15 protein-coding genes are annotated in these 14,397 nt (G+C 67.8%); 10 read left to right on the top strand and 5 right to left on the bottom strand.

The window, feature by feature from the left end:
• The first annotated feature begins 1 nt into the window (after position 1).
• Genes Q5696_RS03485 through Q5696_RS03475 form a run of 3 tightly spaced genes read left to right on the top strand, consistent with a single transcriptional unit; the run spans position 2 to position 2,484 of the window.
• Positions 2-1,177 (top strand): thiolase family protein, encoded by a 1,176-nt coding sequence (locus Q5696_RS03485; RefSeq protein ID WP_305093843.1) that lies wholly within the window; start codon positions 2-4, stop codon positions 1,175-1,177.
• Positions 1,178-1,191: 14 nt separating this feature from the next.
• Positions 1,192-2,055 carry a TIGR03619 family F420-dependent LLM class oxidoreductase gene (locus tag Q5696_RS03480; RefSeq protein WP_305093842.1) on the top strand — a complete coding sequence of 288 codons (864 nt, stop codon included), beginning with the start codon at positions 1,192-1,194 and terminating at the stop codon, positions 2,053-2,055.
• Between the two features lie 9 nt (positions 2,056-2,064).
• Positions 2,065-2,484: a nuclear transport factor 2 family protein gene (locus Q5696_RS03475; protein WP_305093841.1), complete on the top strand. Its 420-nt coding sequence runs from the start codon at positions 2,065-2,067 to the stop codon at positions 2,482-2,484.
• Positions 2,485-2,548: 64 nt separating this feature from the next.
• Here the strand turns inward: Q5696_RS03475 and Q5696_RS03470 are convergent, their stop codons facing one another.
• Entirely contained in the window at positions 2,549-2,740 is a 192-nt protein-coding gene (locus Q5696_RS03470; protein WP_305093840.1) for a helix-hairpin-helix domain-containing protein, read from the bottom strand.
• 76 nt (positions 2,741-2,816) lie between these two features.
• Positions 2,817-4,067, bottom strand: a complete 1,251-nt coding sequence (locus tag Q5696_RS03465; RefSeq protein WP_305093839.1) for a cytochrome P450 — start codon at positions 4,065-4,067, stop codon at positions 2,817-2,819.
• A 182-nt stretch (positions 4,068-4,249) separates the two neighbouring features.
• Here Q5696_RS03465 and Q5696_RS03460 point away from each other — a divergent pair, with 182 nt between their 5' ends.
• The 3 genes from Q5696_RS03460 to Q5696_RS03450 all read left to right on the top strand — a co-directional run bounded on the left by Q5696_RS03460 (position 4,250) and on the right by Q5696_RS03450 (position 6,674).
• Positions 4,250-5,416: a steroid 3-ketoacyl-CoA thiolase gene (locus Q5696_RS03460; protein WP_305093838.1), complete on the top strand. Its 1,167-nt coding sequence runs from the start codon at positions 4,250-4,252 to the stop codon at positions 5,414-5,416.
• A gap of 16 nt (positions 5,417-5,432) precedes the next feature.
• Positions 5,433-5,903, top strand: a complete 471-nt coding sequence (locus Q5696_RS03455; RefSeq protein ID WP_305093837.1) for a nitroreductase family deazaflavin-dependent oxidoreductase — start codon at positions 5,433-5,435, stop codon at positions 5,901-5,903.
• A gap of 99 nt (positions 5,904-6,002) precedes the next feature.
• On the top strand, positions 6,003-6,674 hold the full coding sequence (locus Q5696_RS03450) for a GNAT family N-acetyltransferase (RefSeq protein WP_305093836.1): 672 nt from the start codon (positions 6,003-6,005) through the stop codon (positions 6,672-6,674).
• Between the two features lie 71 nt (positions 6,675-6,745).
• On the opposite strand, the gene Q5696_RS03445 is transcribed toward Q5696_RS03450, so the two are convergent.
• Positions 6,746-7,660, bottom strand: coding sequence for an SDR family oxidoreductase (locus Q5696_RS03445; RefSeq protein WP_305093835.1), 915 nt, complete (start codon positions 7,658-7,660; stop codon positions 6,746-6,748).
• Positions 7,661-7,826: 166 nt separating this feature from the next.
• Between Q5696_RS03445 and echA20 the strand changes: the two genes are divergently transcribed.
• From echA20 to Q5696_RS03425, 4 genes are read left to right on the top strand one after another with little or no spacing between them, the layout of a single operon-like run.
• Positions 7,827-8,612 (top strand): (7aS)-7a-methyl-1,5-dioxo-2,3,5,6,7,7a-hexahydro-1H-indene-carboxyl-CoA hydrolase, encoded by a 786-nt coding sequence (gene echA20, locus Q5696_RS03440; protein ID WP_305093834.1) that lies wholly within the window; start codon positions 7,827-7,829, stop codon positions 8,610-8,612.
• Complete coding sequence (locus tag Q5696_RS03435; RefSeq protein ID WP_305093833.1) at positions 8,612-9,502, top strand: CoA transferase subunit A; 891 nt, start codon at positions 8,612-8,614, stop codon at positions 9,500-9,502. The genes echA20 and Q5696_RS03435 overlap by 1 nt, the downstream gene beginning before the upstream one ends.
• A complete protein-coding gene (locus Q5696_RS03430; RefSeq protein ID WP_305093832.1) occupies positions 9,499-10,248 on the top strand; it encodes a CoA-transferase subunit beta in 750 nt (249 codons plus the stop codon). The genes Q5696_RS03435 and Q5696_RS03430 overlap by 4 nt, the downstream gene beginning before the upstream one ends.
• Positions 10,245-11,309: an NAD(P)H-dependent flavin oxidoreductase gene (locus tag Q5696_RS03425; RefSeq protein WP_305093831.1), complete on the top strand. Its 1,065-nt coding sequence runs from the start codon at positions 10,245-10,247 to the stop codon at positions 11,307-11,309. The genes Q5696_RS03430 and Q5696_RS03425 overlap by 4 nt, the downstream gene beginning before the upstream one ends.
• An 87-nt stretch (positions 11,310-11,396) precedes the next feature.
• Here the strand turns inward: Q5696_RS03425 and Q5696_RS03420 are convergent, their stop codons facing one another.
• Positions 11,397-13,697 (bottom strand): ATP-binding protein, encoded by a 2,301-nt coding sequence (locus Q5696_RS03420; RefSeq protein WP_305093830.1) that lies wholly within the window; start codon positions 13,695-13,697, stop codon positions 11,397-11,399.
• Between the two features lie 78 nt (positions 13,698-13,775).
• The gene (locus Q5696_RS03415; protein WP_305093829.1) at positions 13,776-14,387 is read right to left on the bottom strand and encodes a DUF8176 domain-containing protein; all 612 of its coding nucleotides are present in this window, start codon (positions 14,385-14,387) and stop codon (positions 13,776-13,778) included.
• Between the last annotated feature and the right edge of the window lie 10 nt (positions 14,388-14,397).

Raw genomic sequence — 14,397 nt, 5'->3', positions numbered from 1 at the left:
TATGGGCAAGCAACTTGCCGCTGTCCTCGGCACCGGACAGACCTACTACGTCGCCAAACGACACGACGTCACCATGGCCGGCCTGATCCGAGAGGCGGTCGACCGGGCGATGGCCGACGCCCACGTCGGCTGGGACGACATCGACGCCATCGTCATCGGCAAGGCCCCCGACCTGTTCGAGGGCTCGATGATGCCGGAGCTGTCGATGTCGGACGCCTTGGGCGCGAACGGGAAGCCGCTGCTGCGCGTGCACACGGCCGGATCGGTCGGTGCCTCGACCGGCAACGTCGCGGCCAGCATGGTGCAGGCAGGCATCCACAAGCGCGTGCTCGCGGTGTCCTGGGAGAAGCAGTCCGAGTCCAATGCGATGTGGGCGCTGTCGACGCCGGTGCCGTTCACGATGCCGGTCGGCGCAGGTGCCGGCGGCTTCTTCGCACCGCACGTCCGTTCGTACATCCGCCGCTCGGGCGCACCCGACCACATCGGTGCGATGGTCGCCGTCAAGGACCGCCGCAACGGTGCGATGAACCCGTACGCGCACCTCAAGCAGCCCGACATCACCGTCGAGTCGGTGATGGCGTCCCAAATGTTGTGGGACCCCATCCGTTTCGACGAGACGTGCCCGTCGTCGGACGGCGCCTGCGCCATCGTCATCGGCAACGAGGACGCAGCAGAGGCCGTCCTCTCCGAGGGCCGCAAGGTCGCCTGGATCCACGCGACCTCGATGCGCACCGAACCGCTGTCGTACGCGGGCCGCAACGTCGCCAACCCGCAGGCCGGACGCGACGCCTCCGCCGCGCTGTGGAAGGCCGCGGGCATCACCGATCCGCTGACCGAGATCGACGCGGCGGAGATCTACGTGCCGTTCTCGTGGTTCGAGCCGATGTGGCTCGAGAACCTCGGCTTCGTACCCGAGGGCGAGGGCTGGAAGTTCACCGAGGCCGGCGAAACGGCGATCGGGGGGCGGCTGCCGGTCAACGCGTCCGGCGGCGTGCTGTCGTCGAACCCGATCGGCGCGTCCGGCATGATCCGCTACGCGGAGTCGGCGATGCAGGTGATGGAACGTGCCGGCGACCATCAGATCGACGGCGCCCGTAAGGCATTCGGTCACGCCTACGGTGGCGGTTCGCAGTACTTCGCGATGTGGGTGGTCGGCTCCGACCGCCCCACCAACTAGGAAGGTTCACCCCCATGAAGTTCACAGTCGGTATCGCGATGAGCCCGCTGGATCAGTTGACGGCACTGGCGAAGACGGCGGAGGAATGCGGGTTCGCGAACGTCGCCCTGCCCGACTCCCTGTTCTTCATGGAGACGGCCGCCGCGGACTACCCGTACACGCCCGACGGCTCGCGCATGTGGAATGCCGAGACGCCGTGGGTGGACCCGTTGATCGCGGCGGCCGCCATGGGTGCCGTCACCAGCACGATCGGCTTCTACACGAACGTGCTCAAGCTGGGTTCCCGCAACCCGCTGCTCCTCGCCCGCCAGGTGGGGTCGGTCGCCAACCTGACCGGCAACCGGTTCGGTTTCGGTGTCGGAATCGGCTGGGCACCCGAGGAATTCGAGTGGTGTGGCCAGCCCTACAAGAAGCGGGGCGCCCGTGTCGACGAGATGATCGACATCATCAAGCTCGTCCTCGACGGCGGCATGGTCGAATATCACGGCGAGTTCTTCGACTTCGACCGTCTGCAGATCAGCCCCGCCCCCAGCAAGCCGGTGCCGTTCTACGTCGGCGGACACACCGAGGTGGCCCTGAAACGCGCGGCCCGCGTCGGCGACGGCTGGACGTCGGCGATGATGAAGTTCGACGACCTCGTCACCACGATGGCCCGGCTGAAGGAGCTGCGCGCCGAATACGGCCGCGCCGACCTGCCGTTCGAGATCCAGGCCGTGTGCATCGACCGGTTCGGCAAGGACGGCTACGCCGAACTCGCCGACGCCGGCGTCACCGACAGCATCGTCGTCCCGTGGATCTTCGACGGCCTCGGCTTCGATGCCCCCGTCGAGGCAAAACAGGACTCGCTGCGCAAGTTCGCCGACCAGTACATCAAGTAGGAGCACGGTATGACGACCACCGGAACCGAGCACCCGGCGCGGATCGCCGCGAAGGCCTCGCAGGCCGCCGCGAGCGGGAAACGCAAGGAGGAATGGCTCGACCTGTTCGCCGAGGACGGCTGGGTCGAGGATCCCGTCGGCCCGTCCGGCTTCGACCCCGAGGGCAAGGGGCATCACGGCCGCGAGGCGATCTCGAAGTTCTACGACATGACCATCGCCAACACCGACTCGCTCGAGTTCATCGTGAACGACTCGCTGGTGTGCGGCGACGAACTCGTCAACATCGGCTCGATCAGAACCGTCATGGCCGGCAACCGTATCGACGCCGAAGGCGTGTTCGTCTACCGCGTGAACGCCGACGGAAAACTACAGTCGCTGCGCGCGTTCTGGGAGGTCGAGCGGGCCATGAAAACGCTGCAGAAGATCTGAGTCCCCCGGACAACACGGTAGGGGCGGTCACCGGATCCGGTGACCGCCCCTACCGTGCTCTTGCCTAGAATTCTCGGAATGCCAGCCCGTGCTCGGCAAGCGATTCGGTGAGAATCCGGATCGCCTTGGGGCCCACACCGTGCAGCGCGAGCAGATCCTTCGCGGAGTGTCGCGCGACGGAATCGAGCGTGGTGATACCGGCCTGCTGCAGCGCCCGGGTGGCGGGCTTGCCGATGGCGCTCGGGAGCATCGTCATGCCCCGATCCTAGGCCCGTACAGCACGAGAGCCCGGTTCCGAGGGACGGAACCGGGCTCTCGTGATGCGCGATCGGCTAGTGCGCGACCGGGCAACCACCGGTCTTGTAGTCGACCTGGTACTCCTTGATGCCGTTGAGCCAGCCCGACCGCAGACGACGCGGATCGCCGGCCTCGACGATGTCCGGCAGGAACTCGGCGATCGCGTTGAAGATCAGATCGATCTCCATGCGGGCCAGGTTGGCGCCCAGGCAGTAGTGGGCGCCGGTGCCACCGAACGACAGGTGCGGGTTCGGGTCGCGGGTGATGTCGAACGTGTGCGGGTTCTCGAACACGTCCTCGTCGAAGTTGGCCGAGATGTAGTTCATCACCACACGCTGGCCCTTCTTGATCGCGACGCCGCCGATCTCGGTGTCCTCGAGCGCGGTGCGCTGGAACGCGGCGACCGGGGTGGCCCAGCGGATGATCTCGTCGGCCGACGTCTTCGGGCGCTCCTTCTTGTAGAGCTCCCACTGCTCCGGATTGTCCATGAACGCCTTCATGCCGTGCGTGATGGCGTTACGGGTGGTCTCGTTGCCGGCGACGGCGAGGAGGATGACGAAGAACCCGAACTCCTCGGCGCTGAGCGCCTCGCCGTCGACGTCGGCCTCGATGAGCGAGGTGACGATGTCGTTGCGCGGGTTGGCCTTCCGGTCCTCCGCCATCTGGTAGGCGTAGCCCAGGATCTCCATCGACGCCTGCGTCGGATCGATGTCGAGTTCCGGATCGTCGTAGCCGGTCATCTGGTTGGACCAGTCGAAGACCTTGCCGCGATCCTCCTGCGGCACACCGATGAGCTCGGCGATGGCCTGCAGCGGCAGCTCGCACGCCACCTGCGTGACGAAGTCGCCCTTGCCCTCCTCGGCGGCGGCCTTGACGATCGCATGCGAACGCTCGGTGAGCTCCTTGCGCAGACCGTTGATGGCGCGCGGGGTGAAGCCGCGGGAGACGAGCTTGCGCAGCTTGGTGTGCTCCGGCGCATCCTTGTTCAGCAGCACGAAACGCTGCAGCTCGATGTTCTCGCGCGGAATGTCGTCGGCGAACCGGGGAATGGCCGTGTTCTCGTACGTCGAGAACACGTCACTGCGCTGCGAAACGTCACGGACGTCCTCGTGCTTGGTGACCAGCCAGTACCCGCCGTCGTTGAATCCGCCGACGCCGTCGGGCTGCTCGACCCAGAACACCGGGGCCGTGTGCCGGACCTCGGCGAGTTCCTCGATGGGAAGCCGGTGTGCGTAGATGTCAGGATCCGTAAAGTCGAACCCTGCGGGAATATTGGGCTGCGCCACTGATGTCTCCTGCCCTCGCGGCCCTCGCGCCCACGCGCGAAGTAATGTGGAACACGTTCTATATCTATTGAATCACAGAGCACCGATCCCGGGAAGGCTCGGCAAAAATCCGCCCAAACTTCCCTTGCCGGAGAGCTCGAACCTGTTCTATTTTTCGAAGAAGAGAGTGAAAGGAGCCCACTGTGGGCACACCGGTAATCGTCGAGGCCGTGCGTACTCCGATCGGGAAGCGGGGTGGCTGGTTGTCGGGTCTGCATGCGTCGGAGACGCTCGGGGCGGTGCAGAAGGGCATCCTGGATCGTGCCGGGGTGGATCCGGTGCTGGTGGAGCAGGTGATCGGTGGGTGTGTCACGCAGGTCGGGGCGCAGTCGAACAATGTCACCCGCACCGCGTGGTTGGCGGCGGGGTTGCCGTGGCAGACCGGGGCGACGACCGTCGACTGTCAGTGCGGGAGTGCGCAGCAGGCGAATCATCTGATCGCCGGGTTGATCGCGGCCGGGGCGATCGAGGTGGGGGTGGCGTGTGGTGTCGAGCAGATGAGTCAGGTGCCGCTCGGTGCGAACGTGGTCGGTGATCATGCCGGGCCGCGGCGTCCGGCGTCGTGGGACATCGACATGCCCGCGCAGTTCGAGGCCGCGGAGCGGATCGCGCGGCGGCGGGGCCTGACCCGCGCGGACATCGAGGTCCTCGGGGTGCAGTCGCAGGCGCGGGCGAAGCAGGCGTGGGCGGAGGGCCGGTTCGATCGGGAGATCCTGCCGGTGACCGCGCCGGTGATCGGCGCGGACAAGCAGCCGACCGCGGAGTCGACGGTGGTGCGCCGGGATCAGGGGTTGCGGGACACCACCGCCGAAGGACTCGCGACGCTGAAGCCGGTGATGGACGGGGCCATCCATACCGCGGGCACGTCGTCGCAGATTTCCGACGGTGCGGCGGCGGTGTTGTTGATGGACGAGGATCGGGCCCGCGCGCTCGGTCTGACGCCACGCGCCCGGATCGTTTCCCAGGCGCTCGTCGGTGCCGAACCGGAGTTCCATCTCGACGGCCCGGTGCAGGCCACCACCCGGGTGTTGGAGAAGGCGGGTATGAAGCTCGGTGATCTGGATCTGGTGGAGATCAACGAGGCGTTCGCGTCGGTGGTGTTGTCGTGGGCGCAGGTCCACGACGCGGACATGGACAAGGTCAACGTCAACGGTGGTGCGATCGCGCTCGGGCATCCGGTGGGGTCCACCGGGTCCCGGTTGATCACCACCGCCCTGCACGAACTCGAACGCCGGGACGCGTCGACCGCGTTGATCACGATGTGCGCGGGTGGCGCGTTGGCGACCGGCACCATCATCGAACGAATCTGACCGGAGCCCTCACCAGATGGCGACGACGCGCCCGTCGGGGCTCGATTCCGAGTACACGGCCCGCATCATCAAGTGGATGTCGCGGATCAATGTGACGCTGTATCGGGCCACCGGCGGGCGCCTCGGCGGGAAATGGCGCGTCGGCAGCGCCTTCCCGTGGGGCATCCCGGTCTGCCTGCTCACCACGACCGGACGCAAGAGCGGGCAGCCGCGCACCAGCCCACTGCTGTTCCTCGAGGACGGCGACCGCGTCGTCCTGGTCGCTTCACAGGGCGGGCTGCCGAAGAACCCCCTGTGGTACCTGAACATTCGCGCGAACCCGAACGTCACGGTGCAGATCAAGTCGCAGATCCGGACGATGCGGGCACGTGTCGCGACGGACGACGAGCGCGCCGCCCTGTGGCCGCGCCTGGTCGAGATGTACGCCGACTTCGACACCTACCAGTCGTGGACCGACCGGACGATCCCCGTCGTCGTCTGCGAATAGCGCACGACACTCCCCCGCCGCGGATTCGTGGGAATAATGGTGGGCGACGCCCGGCACACCGGAGTCGGGCATGCCCGGTCCCGAGGAGGAATGTCGCACATGACTGTGAAGAACCACGACCAGGTGATCGACCGACGAGAGATCGCATCGGCACTGCTGAAAGCGCTCGACCGGCGTCACGAGGTCCTGGACGCCATCGTCGAGAGCAAGGATCGCGATGCCGCAGTCACCGCGGTCCGCGAACTGCTCGGCACGTCGGACTACTGCGCCGAAGCCGTGCTGGGCCTGCGTTTCGACCGGCTCACCGTCAAGGAGCGCGACCGGATCCGCACCGAACTCGAAGATCTCGACGCCACCCTGCAATGGCTGCCCGAACAGCGTCCGTACAGCACCGGATCGGGAGTTCGACTGCGCCCCTTCACGAATTCCGACGCCGACGCCGCCCTGTTCCGAACCCGCTCCACCGAGCGTCTCGACGACACCGGCACACCGTGGGACGCCGACCGTGTCGAACAGGAACGCACGAGCGGCCTCGCCCGCATGGACGACGAATCCGCGGCCTGGTTCGTTGCCGAATGCACCACCGGAGAACGGCCGTCGTGCGTCGGTCTGGTGTTCGGCGAACTCGCCGGCAACGAAGTCGACGTCGCGATCTGGGTGGCCCCCGACGCCCGCAAACAGGGCTACGGCACCGCGTCGCTCAAGCAGGCCCGCAGCGAACTGGCCGCCTACTTCCCCGGCACGACGCTGGTCGTCCGCGCCCCGGCCTGAGGCCGCGGAACCGCTCGTGCGCCTTCAGCGGTAGCAGCGACCACCGCTGAAGGCGCACGAGCGTGAAGTGCCTATGCTCCGTAGACCGGCGTGGGGGTCTCGGCCTTGGCCAGCAGGTCCGCGACGACCGGGCCGAGTTCCTTCGGATCCCAGCGGTCGCCCTTGTCCTGGGCCGGGCCGTGGCGCCAGCCCTCGGCGACCGTGATCTTGCCGCCTTCGACCTCGAAGACGCGGCCGGTGACGTCCTTCGACTCGGCGGAGCCGAGCCACACGACCAGCGGGGAGATGTTCTCCGGCGCCATGGCGTCGAAGCCCTCCTCCGGAGCGGCCATCGCCTCGGCCATCGCGCCACCGGCACCGACGGTCATGCGGGTGCGGGCCGCGGGGGCGATCGCGTTGACGGAGACGCCGTAGTTCTTCAGTTCGGCAGCAGCCTGGATGGTCATCTCGGCGATGCCGGCCTTGGCGGCGGCGTAGTTGCCCTGGCCGATGGAGCCCTGCAGGCCCGCGCCGGAACTGGTGTTGATGATGCGGGCGTCGACGGGACGTCCGGCCTTGGACTCGGCACGCCAGTAGGCGGCGGCGTGACGCAGCGGGGCGAAGTGGCCCTTGAGGTGCACGCGGATCACCGCGTCCCACTCTTCCTCGCTCATGCCGACGAGCATGCGGTCACGCAGGAAGCCCGCGTTGTTGACCAGGATGTCCAGCCCACCGAAAGTATCGATCGCGGTCTGGATCAGGTTCTGGGCCCCCTCCCACGACGCGACGTCGTCACCGTTGACGACGGCCTCACCGCCCGCGGCCTTGATCTCCGCGACGACCTGCTCGGCCGGGGTCTCGCCGGTGGTGGAGCCGTCGCCGCCGACACCGATGTCGTTGACGACGACCTTGGCGCCCTCGGCCGCAAAGGCCAGTGCGTGGGCCCGGCCGATGCCACGGCCCGCGCCGGTGATGATGACGACTCGGCCGTCAAGCAATCCGCTCACTTGTTCTCCTTGGTAGTTGCCGCGGCCGGGCAGGCCGGGCGTTCGCCCGGTTGCCGCGGCCGTCGGGGGTGCGTCGTCCGCACGAACGGCACGGCTTGTCCGGACCCGTCTGTGATAACTTACCAAGCAATCGCTTGGTTCGGTCAATAGACGTAAGGAACATGCCATGGGCATCACCTCGACTTCGGACGGTGCCGGAATCACCACGGTCACCGTCGACTACCCGCCCGTGAACGCCATCCCCTCCAAGGGCTGGTTCGAGCTGGCCGACGCCATCCTCGCCGCAGGCAAGGACCCCAGCACCCACGTGGTGATCCTGCGCGCCGAGGGACGCGGCTTCAACGCCGGCGTCGACATCAAGGAGATGCAGGCCACCGAGGGCCACGGCGCCCTGATCGACGCCAACCGCGGTTGCGCGGCAGCCTTCGGCGCCGTCTACGACTGCGAGGTTCCCGTCGTCGTCGCCGTCAACGGCTTCTGCGTCGGCGGCGGCATCGGCCTGGTCGGCAACGCCGACGTCATCGTCGCGTCCGACGACGCGATCTTCGGCCTGCCCGAGGTGGACCGCGGCGCGCTCGGCGCGGCCACGCACCTCGCCCGCCTCGTTCCGCAGCACATGATGCGCACGCTGTACTACACGGCCAAGAACGTCGACGCCAAGACGCTCGAGCACTTCGGCTCCGTGTACAAGGTCGTCCCGCGCGCCGATCTCGACGCCGCCGCGCGCGAGGTCGCGACCGACATCGCGAAGAAGGACACCCGGGTCATCCGCCGCGCCAAGGAAGCCATCAACCGCATCGACGTGATGGACGTGCACACCAGCTACCGGATCGAGCAGGGCTTCACGTTCGAGCTCAACCTCGCCGGTGTCGCCGACGAGCACCGCGACGAGTTCGTCGCCACGGGCAAGCCCAAGTCGAACACCACCGCACCCAAGGGAGACAGCAAGTAATGGCTGAGAAGCGCGAAAAGCGCCGCTCATTGGATGAGGCCGTCGCCGGCATCCAGAGCGGGATGACCATCGGTATCGGCGGCTGGGGCTCGCGGCGCAAGCCGATGGCCCTCGTGCGCGCACTCCTGCGGACCGACGTCAAGGACCTGACCGTCGTCGGGTACCTCGGCCCGGACCTCGGCCTGCTGATCTCGGCCGGCAAGGTCAAGCGCGCCTACTACGGCTTCGTGTCCCTGGACTCGGCGCCGTTCTACGATCCCTGGTTCGCCCAGGCTCGTGTCGCCGGGACCATCGAGTCCCGCGAGATGGACGAGGGCATGGTCAAGGCCGGCCTGCAGGCCGCCGCCGCGCGCCTGCCGTTCATGCCGATCCGCGCCGGCCTCGGCTCGGATGCGCAGACCGTCTGGGGCGACGAGCTCAAGACCGTCGCGTCCCCGTACCCGGCCGCCGACGGCCGCACCGAGACGCTGCTGGCGATGCCGGCACTGAACCTCGACGCCGCACTGGTCCACCTGGACCTGGCCGACGAGCGGGGCAACGCCGCCTACACCGGCGTCGACCCGTACTTCGACGACCTGTTCTGCCTCGCGGCCGAGCAGCGCATCCTCAGCGTCGACAAGATCGTCTCGACCGAGGAACTCGTCAAGTCCGTCCCGAATCAGGCCCTGATCCTGAACCGCGCGATGGTCGACACCGTCACCGAGGCCCCGAACGGCGCCCACTTCACCTTCGCCGGCGGCTACAAGCGCGACGAGAAGTTCCAGCGCCACTACGCCGAGTCCGCCAAGACGCCCGAGGCGTGGCAGGCCTTCGCCGACACCTACCTGTCCGGCAGCGAGGACGACTACCAGGCAGCCGTGCGCAAGTTCGCAGAGGAGCAGAAGTCATGACCGAGGTAACCCGCGCAGAGTACTGCGCCGTCGCTTGCGCCGAGCTGTTCGCCGACGCCGGCGAGATCTTCGCCTCCCCCATGGCGACGCTGCCGCTGATCGGTGCGCGCCTGGCCAAGCTCACCACCGAGCCCGACCTGATCATCACCGACGGCGAGGCCCTGATCCTGGCCGACGCCCCGGCCATCGGTGCCAGCGCGCCGATCGAGGGCTACATCCCGTTCTCCAAGGTGTTCGACGTGGTGGCCTCCGGCCGACGCCACGTGGTGATGGGCGCGAACCAGATCGACAAGTACGGCAACCAGAACCTCTCGGCGTTCGGCCCGCTGGACAAGCCGACCCGCCAGATGTTCGGTCTGCGCGGCGCTCCCGGCAACACCATCAACCACGCCACCAGCTACTGGGTGGGCAAGCACTCCTCGCGCGTGTTCGCCGAGAAGGTCGACGTGGTGTGCGGTGTCGGCTACGACAAGGTGGACCCGGAGAACCCGGCGTTCCGCTTCCTGAAGAACCACCGGGTGGTCACCAACCTGGGTGTGTTCGACTTCCAGGGCCCCGACCAGACGATGCGTGCGATCACCCTGCACCCCGGCGTCACCGCCGAGGACGTTCGGGCCAACACCTCCTTCGAGATCGCGGACCTGGACTCGGCGGGCATCACCCGCGAGCCCACCGCCGAGGAGCTGCGCCTGATCCGCGAGGTCATCGACCCGAAGAGCCTGCGTGACCGCGAGGTCTCCCTGTGAGCCAGGTGCTGAAGACGCCGTTCACCGAACTGGTCGGCGTCGAGCATCCGATCGTGCAGACGGGCATGGGCTGGGTGTCCGGCCCGCGCCTGACGGCGGCGACGGCCAACGCGGGCGGTCTCGGCATCCTCGCCTCGGCGACGATGACGTACGACGAGCTCGAGGCGGCGATCAAGAAGACCAAGTCGCTGACCGACAAGCCGTTCGGCGTGAACATGCGCGCCGACGCGTCCGACGCCGGACAGCGCTGCGACCTGCTGATCCGTGAGGGCGTCAAGGTTGCCTCGTTCGCGCTGGCACCCAAGAAGGACCTGATCGCCAAGCTCAAGGACAACGGGATCGTCGTGATCCCGTCGATCGGTGCCGCCAAGCACGCCGTCAAGGTCGCCTCCTGGGGCGCCGACGCGGTGATCGTGCAGGGCGGCGAGGGTGGCGGCCACACCGGCGGTGTCGCGACGACGCTGCTGCTGCCGTCCGTGCTGGACGCGGTCGACATCCCCGTCGTCGCGGGCGGCGGCTTCTTCGACGGCCGTGGCCTCGCCGCGGCCCTGTCGTACGGTGCCGCCGGTGTCGCGATGGGCACCCGATTCCTGCTCACCAGCGACTCCGCCGTGCCGGACTCCGTCAAGCAGCAGTACCTTCAGCGCGGCCTGCAGGACACCACCGTGTCCCTCAAGGTCGACGGCATGCCGCACCGCGTCCTCAACACGGACCTGGTGAACGCGCTCGAGAAGTCCAGCTACGCCAAGGGACTCGTCGCAGCCGCCAAGAACGCCCTGAAGTTCAAGGCGATGACCGGCATGAAGTTCTCGACGCTCGCCAAGGACGGACTGGCGATGAAGAAGTCGTCCGACCGCACCTGGCAGCAGATCATCATGGCCGCCAACACCCCGATGCTGCTCAAGGCCGGACTGGTCGAGGGCAACACCGAGGCCGGCGTCCTCGCCTCCGGTCAGGTGGTCGGCATGATCGACGACCTGCCCAGCTGCCAGGAACTGATCGACCGCATCGTGGCCGACGCCGTGACGCGCATCGACGCTCTCGGCAAGTTCAAGGCCTGACGCGGCCGGCTCGCCTTTTCAGCCGAAGGGTCCCTTCGTGCGCCACGAGCGCGCGAAGGGACCCTTCGGCTTTGCAGGTGGGGGTGTTCACGAATCGGTGTGCTGCAGTACCCAGGTCGCGATCTGGGTACGCGAGGAGAACCCGAGTTTGTCGCGGATGTGCTCGACGTGACCTTCGACGGTCCGCTGGGAGATGACGAGTTTCTCGGCGATGACCTTGTTCGTCAGGCCCTGTGCGACCAGGTCGGCGACTTCCTGTTCGCGGGCGGTCAGGGCGGTCTCCCCGGGCTCCTGTTGTGGCTCGGGTTCCCCCTGCTGTTCCCCCAGCGCCCGGGCGATCATGTCGCCGGGGCTCAGGCTGCGGCCGAGTGCGAATGCCGTGTCGAACCCTTTGTCCCCGAGCGCTTTCTGCGCGGTTTGCATGCAGGTGTCGTGGCAGGAACTCAGTAGGGCGAAGGTGTCCATGGGGCTGCCGGTCGCCGCGAACTGTGCCGCGGCGGCGCCGAGCAGCATCGCGGCGAGCTCGGGATCGGTGTCGGCTGCCGCCCAGGCGGCCTCTTCGAAACACCAGGCACATCCGAACAGGTTGACGAGTCTGCGCATCGCTGCCAGTGCCTCGTCGAGCAGTGCGCGTCCACGTTCCCGGTCTCCCCGCCGCCACAGGGTCGAGCCGTAGTCGGACAGCGCCATCGACCGCCACATGACCTCGCCGCGGGATTCGGTGATCCGCAACTGTTCCTCGTAGACGGGGGCGGCGCGGTCGACATCACCGACCGTGAAGTATGCGCAGCCGAGCCAGTACAGTGCCGGAACCAGCCTGGAGAGGTCGTTGTCGACCCGGAACCGGTCGATGGCCTGTTCGAGGAGCCCGATGCCCCGTGGCAGGTCACCGTCGGCGATGGCGCCGATACCGACCGCGAACGTCGCAGCCGCGGACGCGGCGGCGTCGTGCAGTTCGTCGGCCAGACGGGTTGCCTCGTCGGCGAGGGCGGAGGCCGCGGTGACATCGCGTTGCAGTGCCGCGAGGAGACTTCCGGTGACGATTGCGCCCAGCCGGTCCTGCGGTGGCCCGTCCGTTCGCGCGAGTGCACGCTCGAACCAGTAGCGGCCCTCGCTGAGTCGTCCACGCAGAATCCAGTAGTCCGGCAGCCCCACCGCGAGATGCAGCGCGGAACCACCCGGATCCGGTTCGGTGAGACTGAACTCGAACGCGTCACGGAAGTTGGCCTGCTCACCCTCGAGCCGCGCAGTCCACTCCACCTGGTGTGGGCCGATCCATTCCGCGCGTCCGCGAACGAGCAAAGCCTCGTACCAATCCCGGTGTCGTCGTTGCAGATTCCGGTACTCGTCGGGGTCCTCGAATCGTTCCCGACCGTAGTCACGGAGAGTTTCGAGCATCCGGTACCGCACCGTGGCATCGATGTCGTCCCGGATGAGAACCGACTTGTCGACGAGCGACATCAGGGGGTCGAGGAGATCACCGTTCGGGGCGAGTTCGCCGAGGACACCGTCCACCGCGTCCCAGTCGAACGTTCCGGAGAACACGGTCAGTCGCGTCCACAGCCATTGCTCGTCGGGTGTGCACAGGTCGTAGCTCCAGTCGATGCTGTATCGCAGCGCCTGTTGCCGGCTCGGCGCATTACGGCTGCCGCGGGTCAACAGGCGAAACCGGTCCTCGAGCCGGCTCAACACCTCGTCGACGGACATCGCCCGCAGACGGGCCGCCGCCAGTTCGATCGGCAACGGCAACCCCTCCAGCCGGCGGCAGATCTGCCTTACCGAGTTCCGGTTGTCGGCGGCGAGCCGGAAGTCCGGCAGCGCCGCCTGCGCCCGCTGCTCGAACAGCAGCAGTGCGTCGTCGGACGACCCGGATCCGTCCGGCCCGGAATCCCCGTCGGCGGTCGCCATCGGCGCCACCCGCATCACGTACTCACCGGCGACACCCAACGGCTCCCGGCTCGTCGCCAGGATCGACAGCCCCGGACAGTTCCGCAACAGTTCGACGGTCACCTCCGCCACCGCGGCGATCAGATGTTCGCAGTTGTCCAGCACCAGCAGCAGACGGTTCCCGTCGAGATGCTCGATCAGGATCGTCCGCGGCGGGCGCGCCGACCGGTCCTGGATCCCGAGCGCGGAAACGATCACCTGTTCGAGCAGCGCAGGATCCCGCAGTTCCCCCAACTCGACGAGCCAGGTTCCGTCCACGAACGTCCGGAGACGGGAGTCCTCGGCGATCCGGAGCGCGAGACGGGTCTTGCCCACGCCACCGGGGCCTGTCAGCGTCACGAGACGCGACTCCGACAGCAGGCGGCGCGCCTCGGCGATCTCCGTCTGCCGACCGACGAAGCCGGTCAGTTCGATCGGCAGATTCCCCGGTTTGACTGCCATATGTACCCGTACCGAAATGTCTTGTGCCGGTGGTTCTGTACCGCCGAGTCTACGCGGCGGGACCCGCACACCGGCTCGTTATGCGTCCTCGACCCGGGCGATCCGGTAGCCGTCCGGGGAGGGCACGACGGTGACCGTCTGACGGATGACGCCGTCCGCGCGCCCCGGCATACGCAACCCGAGTTCGACGTCGTAGACGTCCGGGGTGGACGTGGACACGACGGTGACGCAATGCTCGGTTCCGGCGGGGACTGCGTCGATCCACCGCTGGATCTCCGCCACCGGATTGGGGTCCACCATGAGCGATGCGACCCGGCCGCCGTCCCGCTCGACGTAGTAGGCGTGGTCGAACGCCCGGATCGCGCCGGGGCCGTCCGAGGTGCTGCCGGGACCGCGTCCGACGCTGCGCCCGCCCTCCACCGATTCGACACACCACGGTTCCGGCGGGGCCGACTCCGCGGCGGGTACCGGCATCTCGGCGGCGACCGGCCGGGCCGACCCCACCGTCGGGGCCGACACCGACCGGACCACGGCGAACGCGATCCCCGCGAGCACCACGACGACCGCGAGCAGCGCACCCCCGACCCACAGCGCGGGTGGGACGCGCCGTCTCGGCACGCCGATGGCCGGGGCGTCACTCGTCAACCAGGTCGGGGTGCGCCCGAGGTTCGGGTCTTCGTCCGTCCGCATCTTTCCTCCC

It is taken from the genome of Prescottella sp. R16 (genome assembly GCF_030656875.1).
GTDB lineage: Bacteria > Actinomycetota > Actinomycetes > Mycobacteriales > Mycobacteriaceae > Prescottella.
This window is presented reverse-complemented; position numbering and strand designations above follow the sequence as displayed.

Coding starts and splice junctions, on each gene's coding strand:
- Q5696_RS03475 (WP_305093841.1), top strand. CDS start 2,065: ATGACGACCACCGGAACCGAGCACCCGGCGCGGATCGCCGCGAAGGCC.
- Q5696_RS03420 (WP_305093830.1), bottom strand. CDS start 13,697: ATGGCAGTCAAACCGGGGAATCTGCCGATCGAACTGACCGGCTTCGTC.
- Q5696_RS03430 (WP_305093832.1), top strand. CDS start 9,499: ATGACCGAGGTAACCCGCGCAGAGTACTGCGCCGTCGCTTGCGCCGAG.
- Q5696_RS03485 (WP_305093843.1), top strand. CDS start 2: ATGGGCAAGCAACTTGCCGCTGTCCTCGGCACCGGACAGACCTACTAC.
- echA20 (WP_305093834.1), top strand. CDS start 7,827: ATGGGCATCACCTCGACTTCGGACGGTGCCGGAATCACCACGGTCACC.
- Q5696_RS03415 (WP_305093829.1), bottom strand. CDS start 14,387: ATGCGGACGGACGAAGACCCGAACCTCGGGCGCACCCCGACCTGGTTG.
- Q5696_RS03480 (WP_305093842.1), top strand. CDS start 1,192: ATGAAGTTCACAGTCGGTATCGCGATGAGCCCGCTGGATCAGTTGACG.
- Q5696_RS03435 (WP_305093833.1), top strand. CDS start 8,612: ATGGCTGAGAAGCGCGAAAAGCGCCGCTCATTGGATGAGGCCGTCGCC.
- Q5696_RS03455 (WP_305093837.1), top strand. CDS start 5,433: ATGGCGACGACGCGCCCGTCGGGGCTCGATTCCGAGTACACGGCCCGC.
- Q5696_RS03450 (WP_305093836.1), top strand. CDS start 6,003: ATGACTGTGAAGAACCACGACCAGGTGATCGACCGACGAGAGATCGCA.
- Q5696_RS03470 (WP_305093840.1), bottom strand. CDS start 2,740: ATGACGATGCTCCCGAGCGCCATCGGCAAGCCCGCCACCCGGGCGCTG.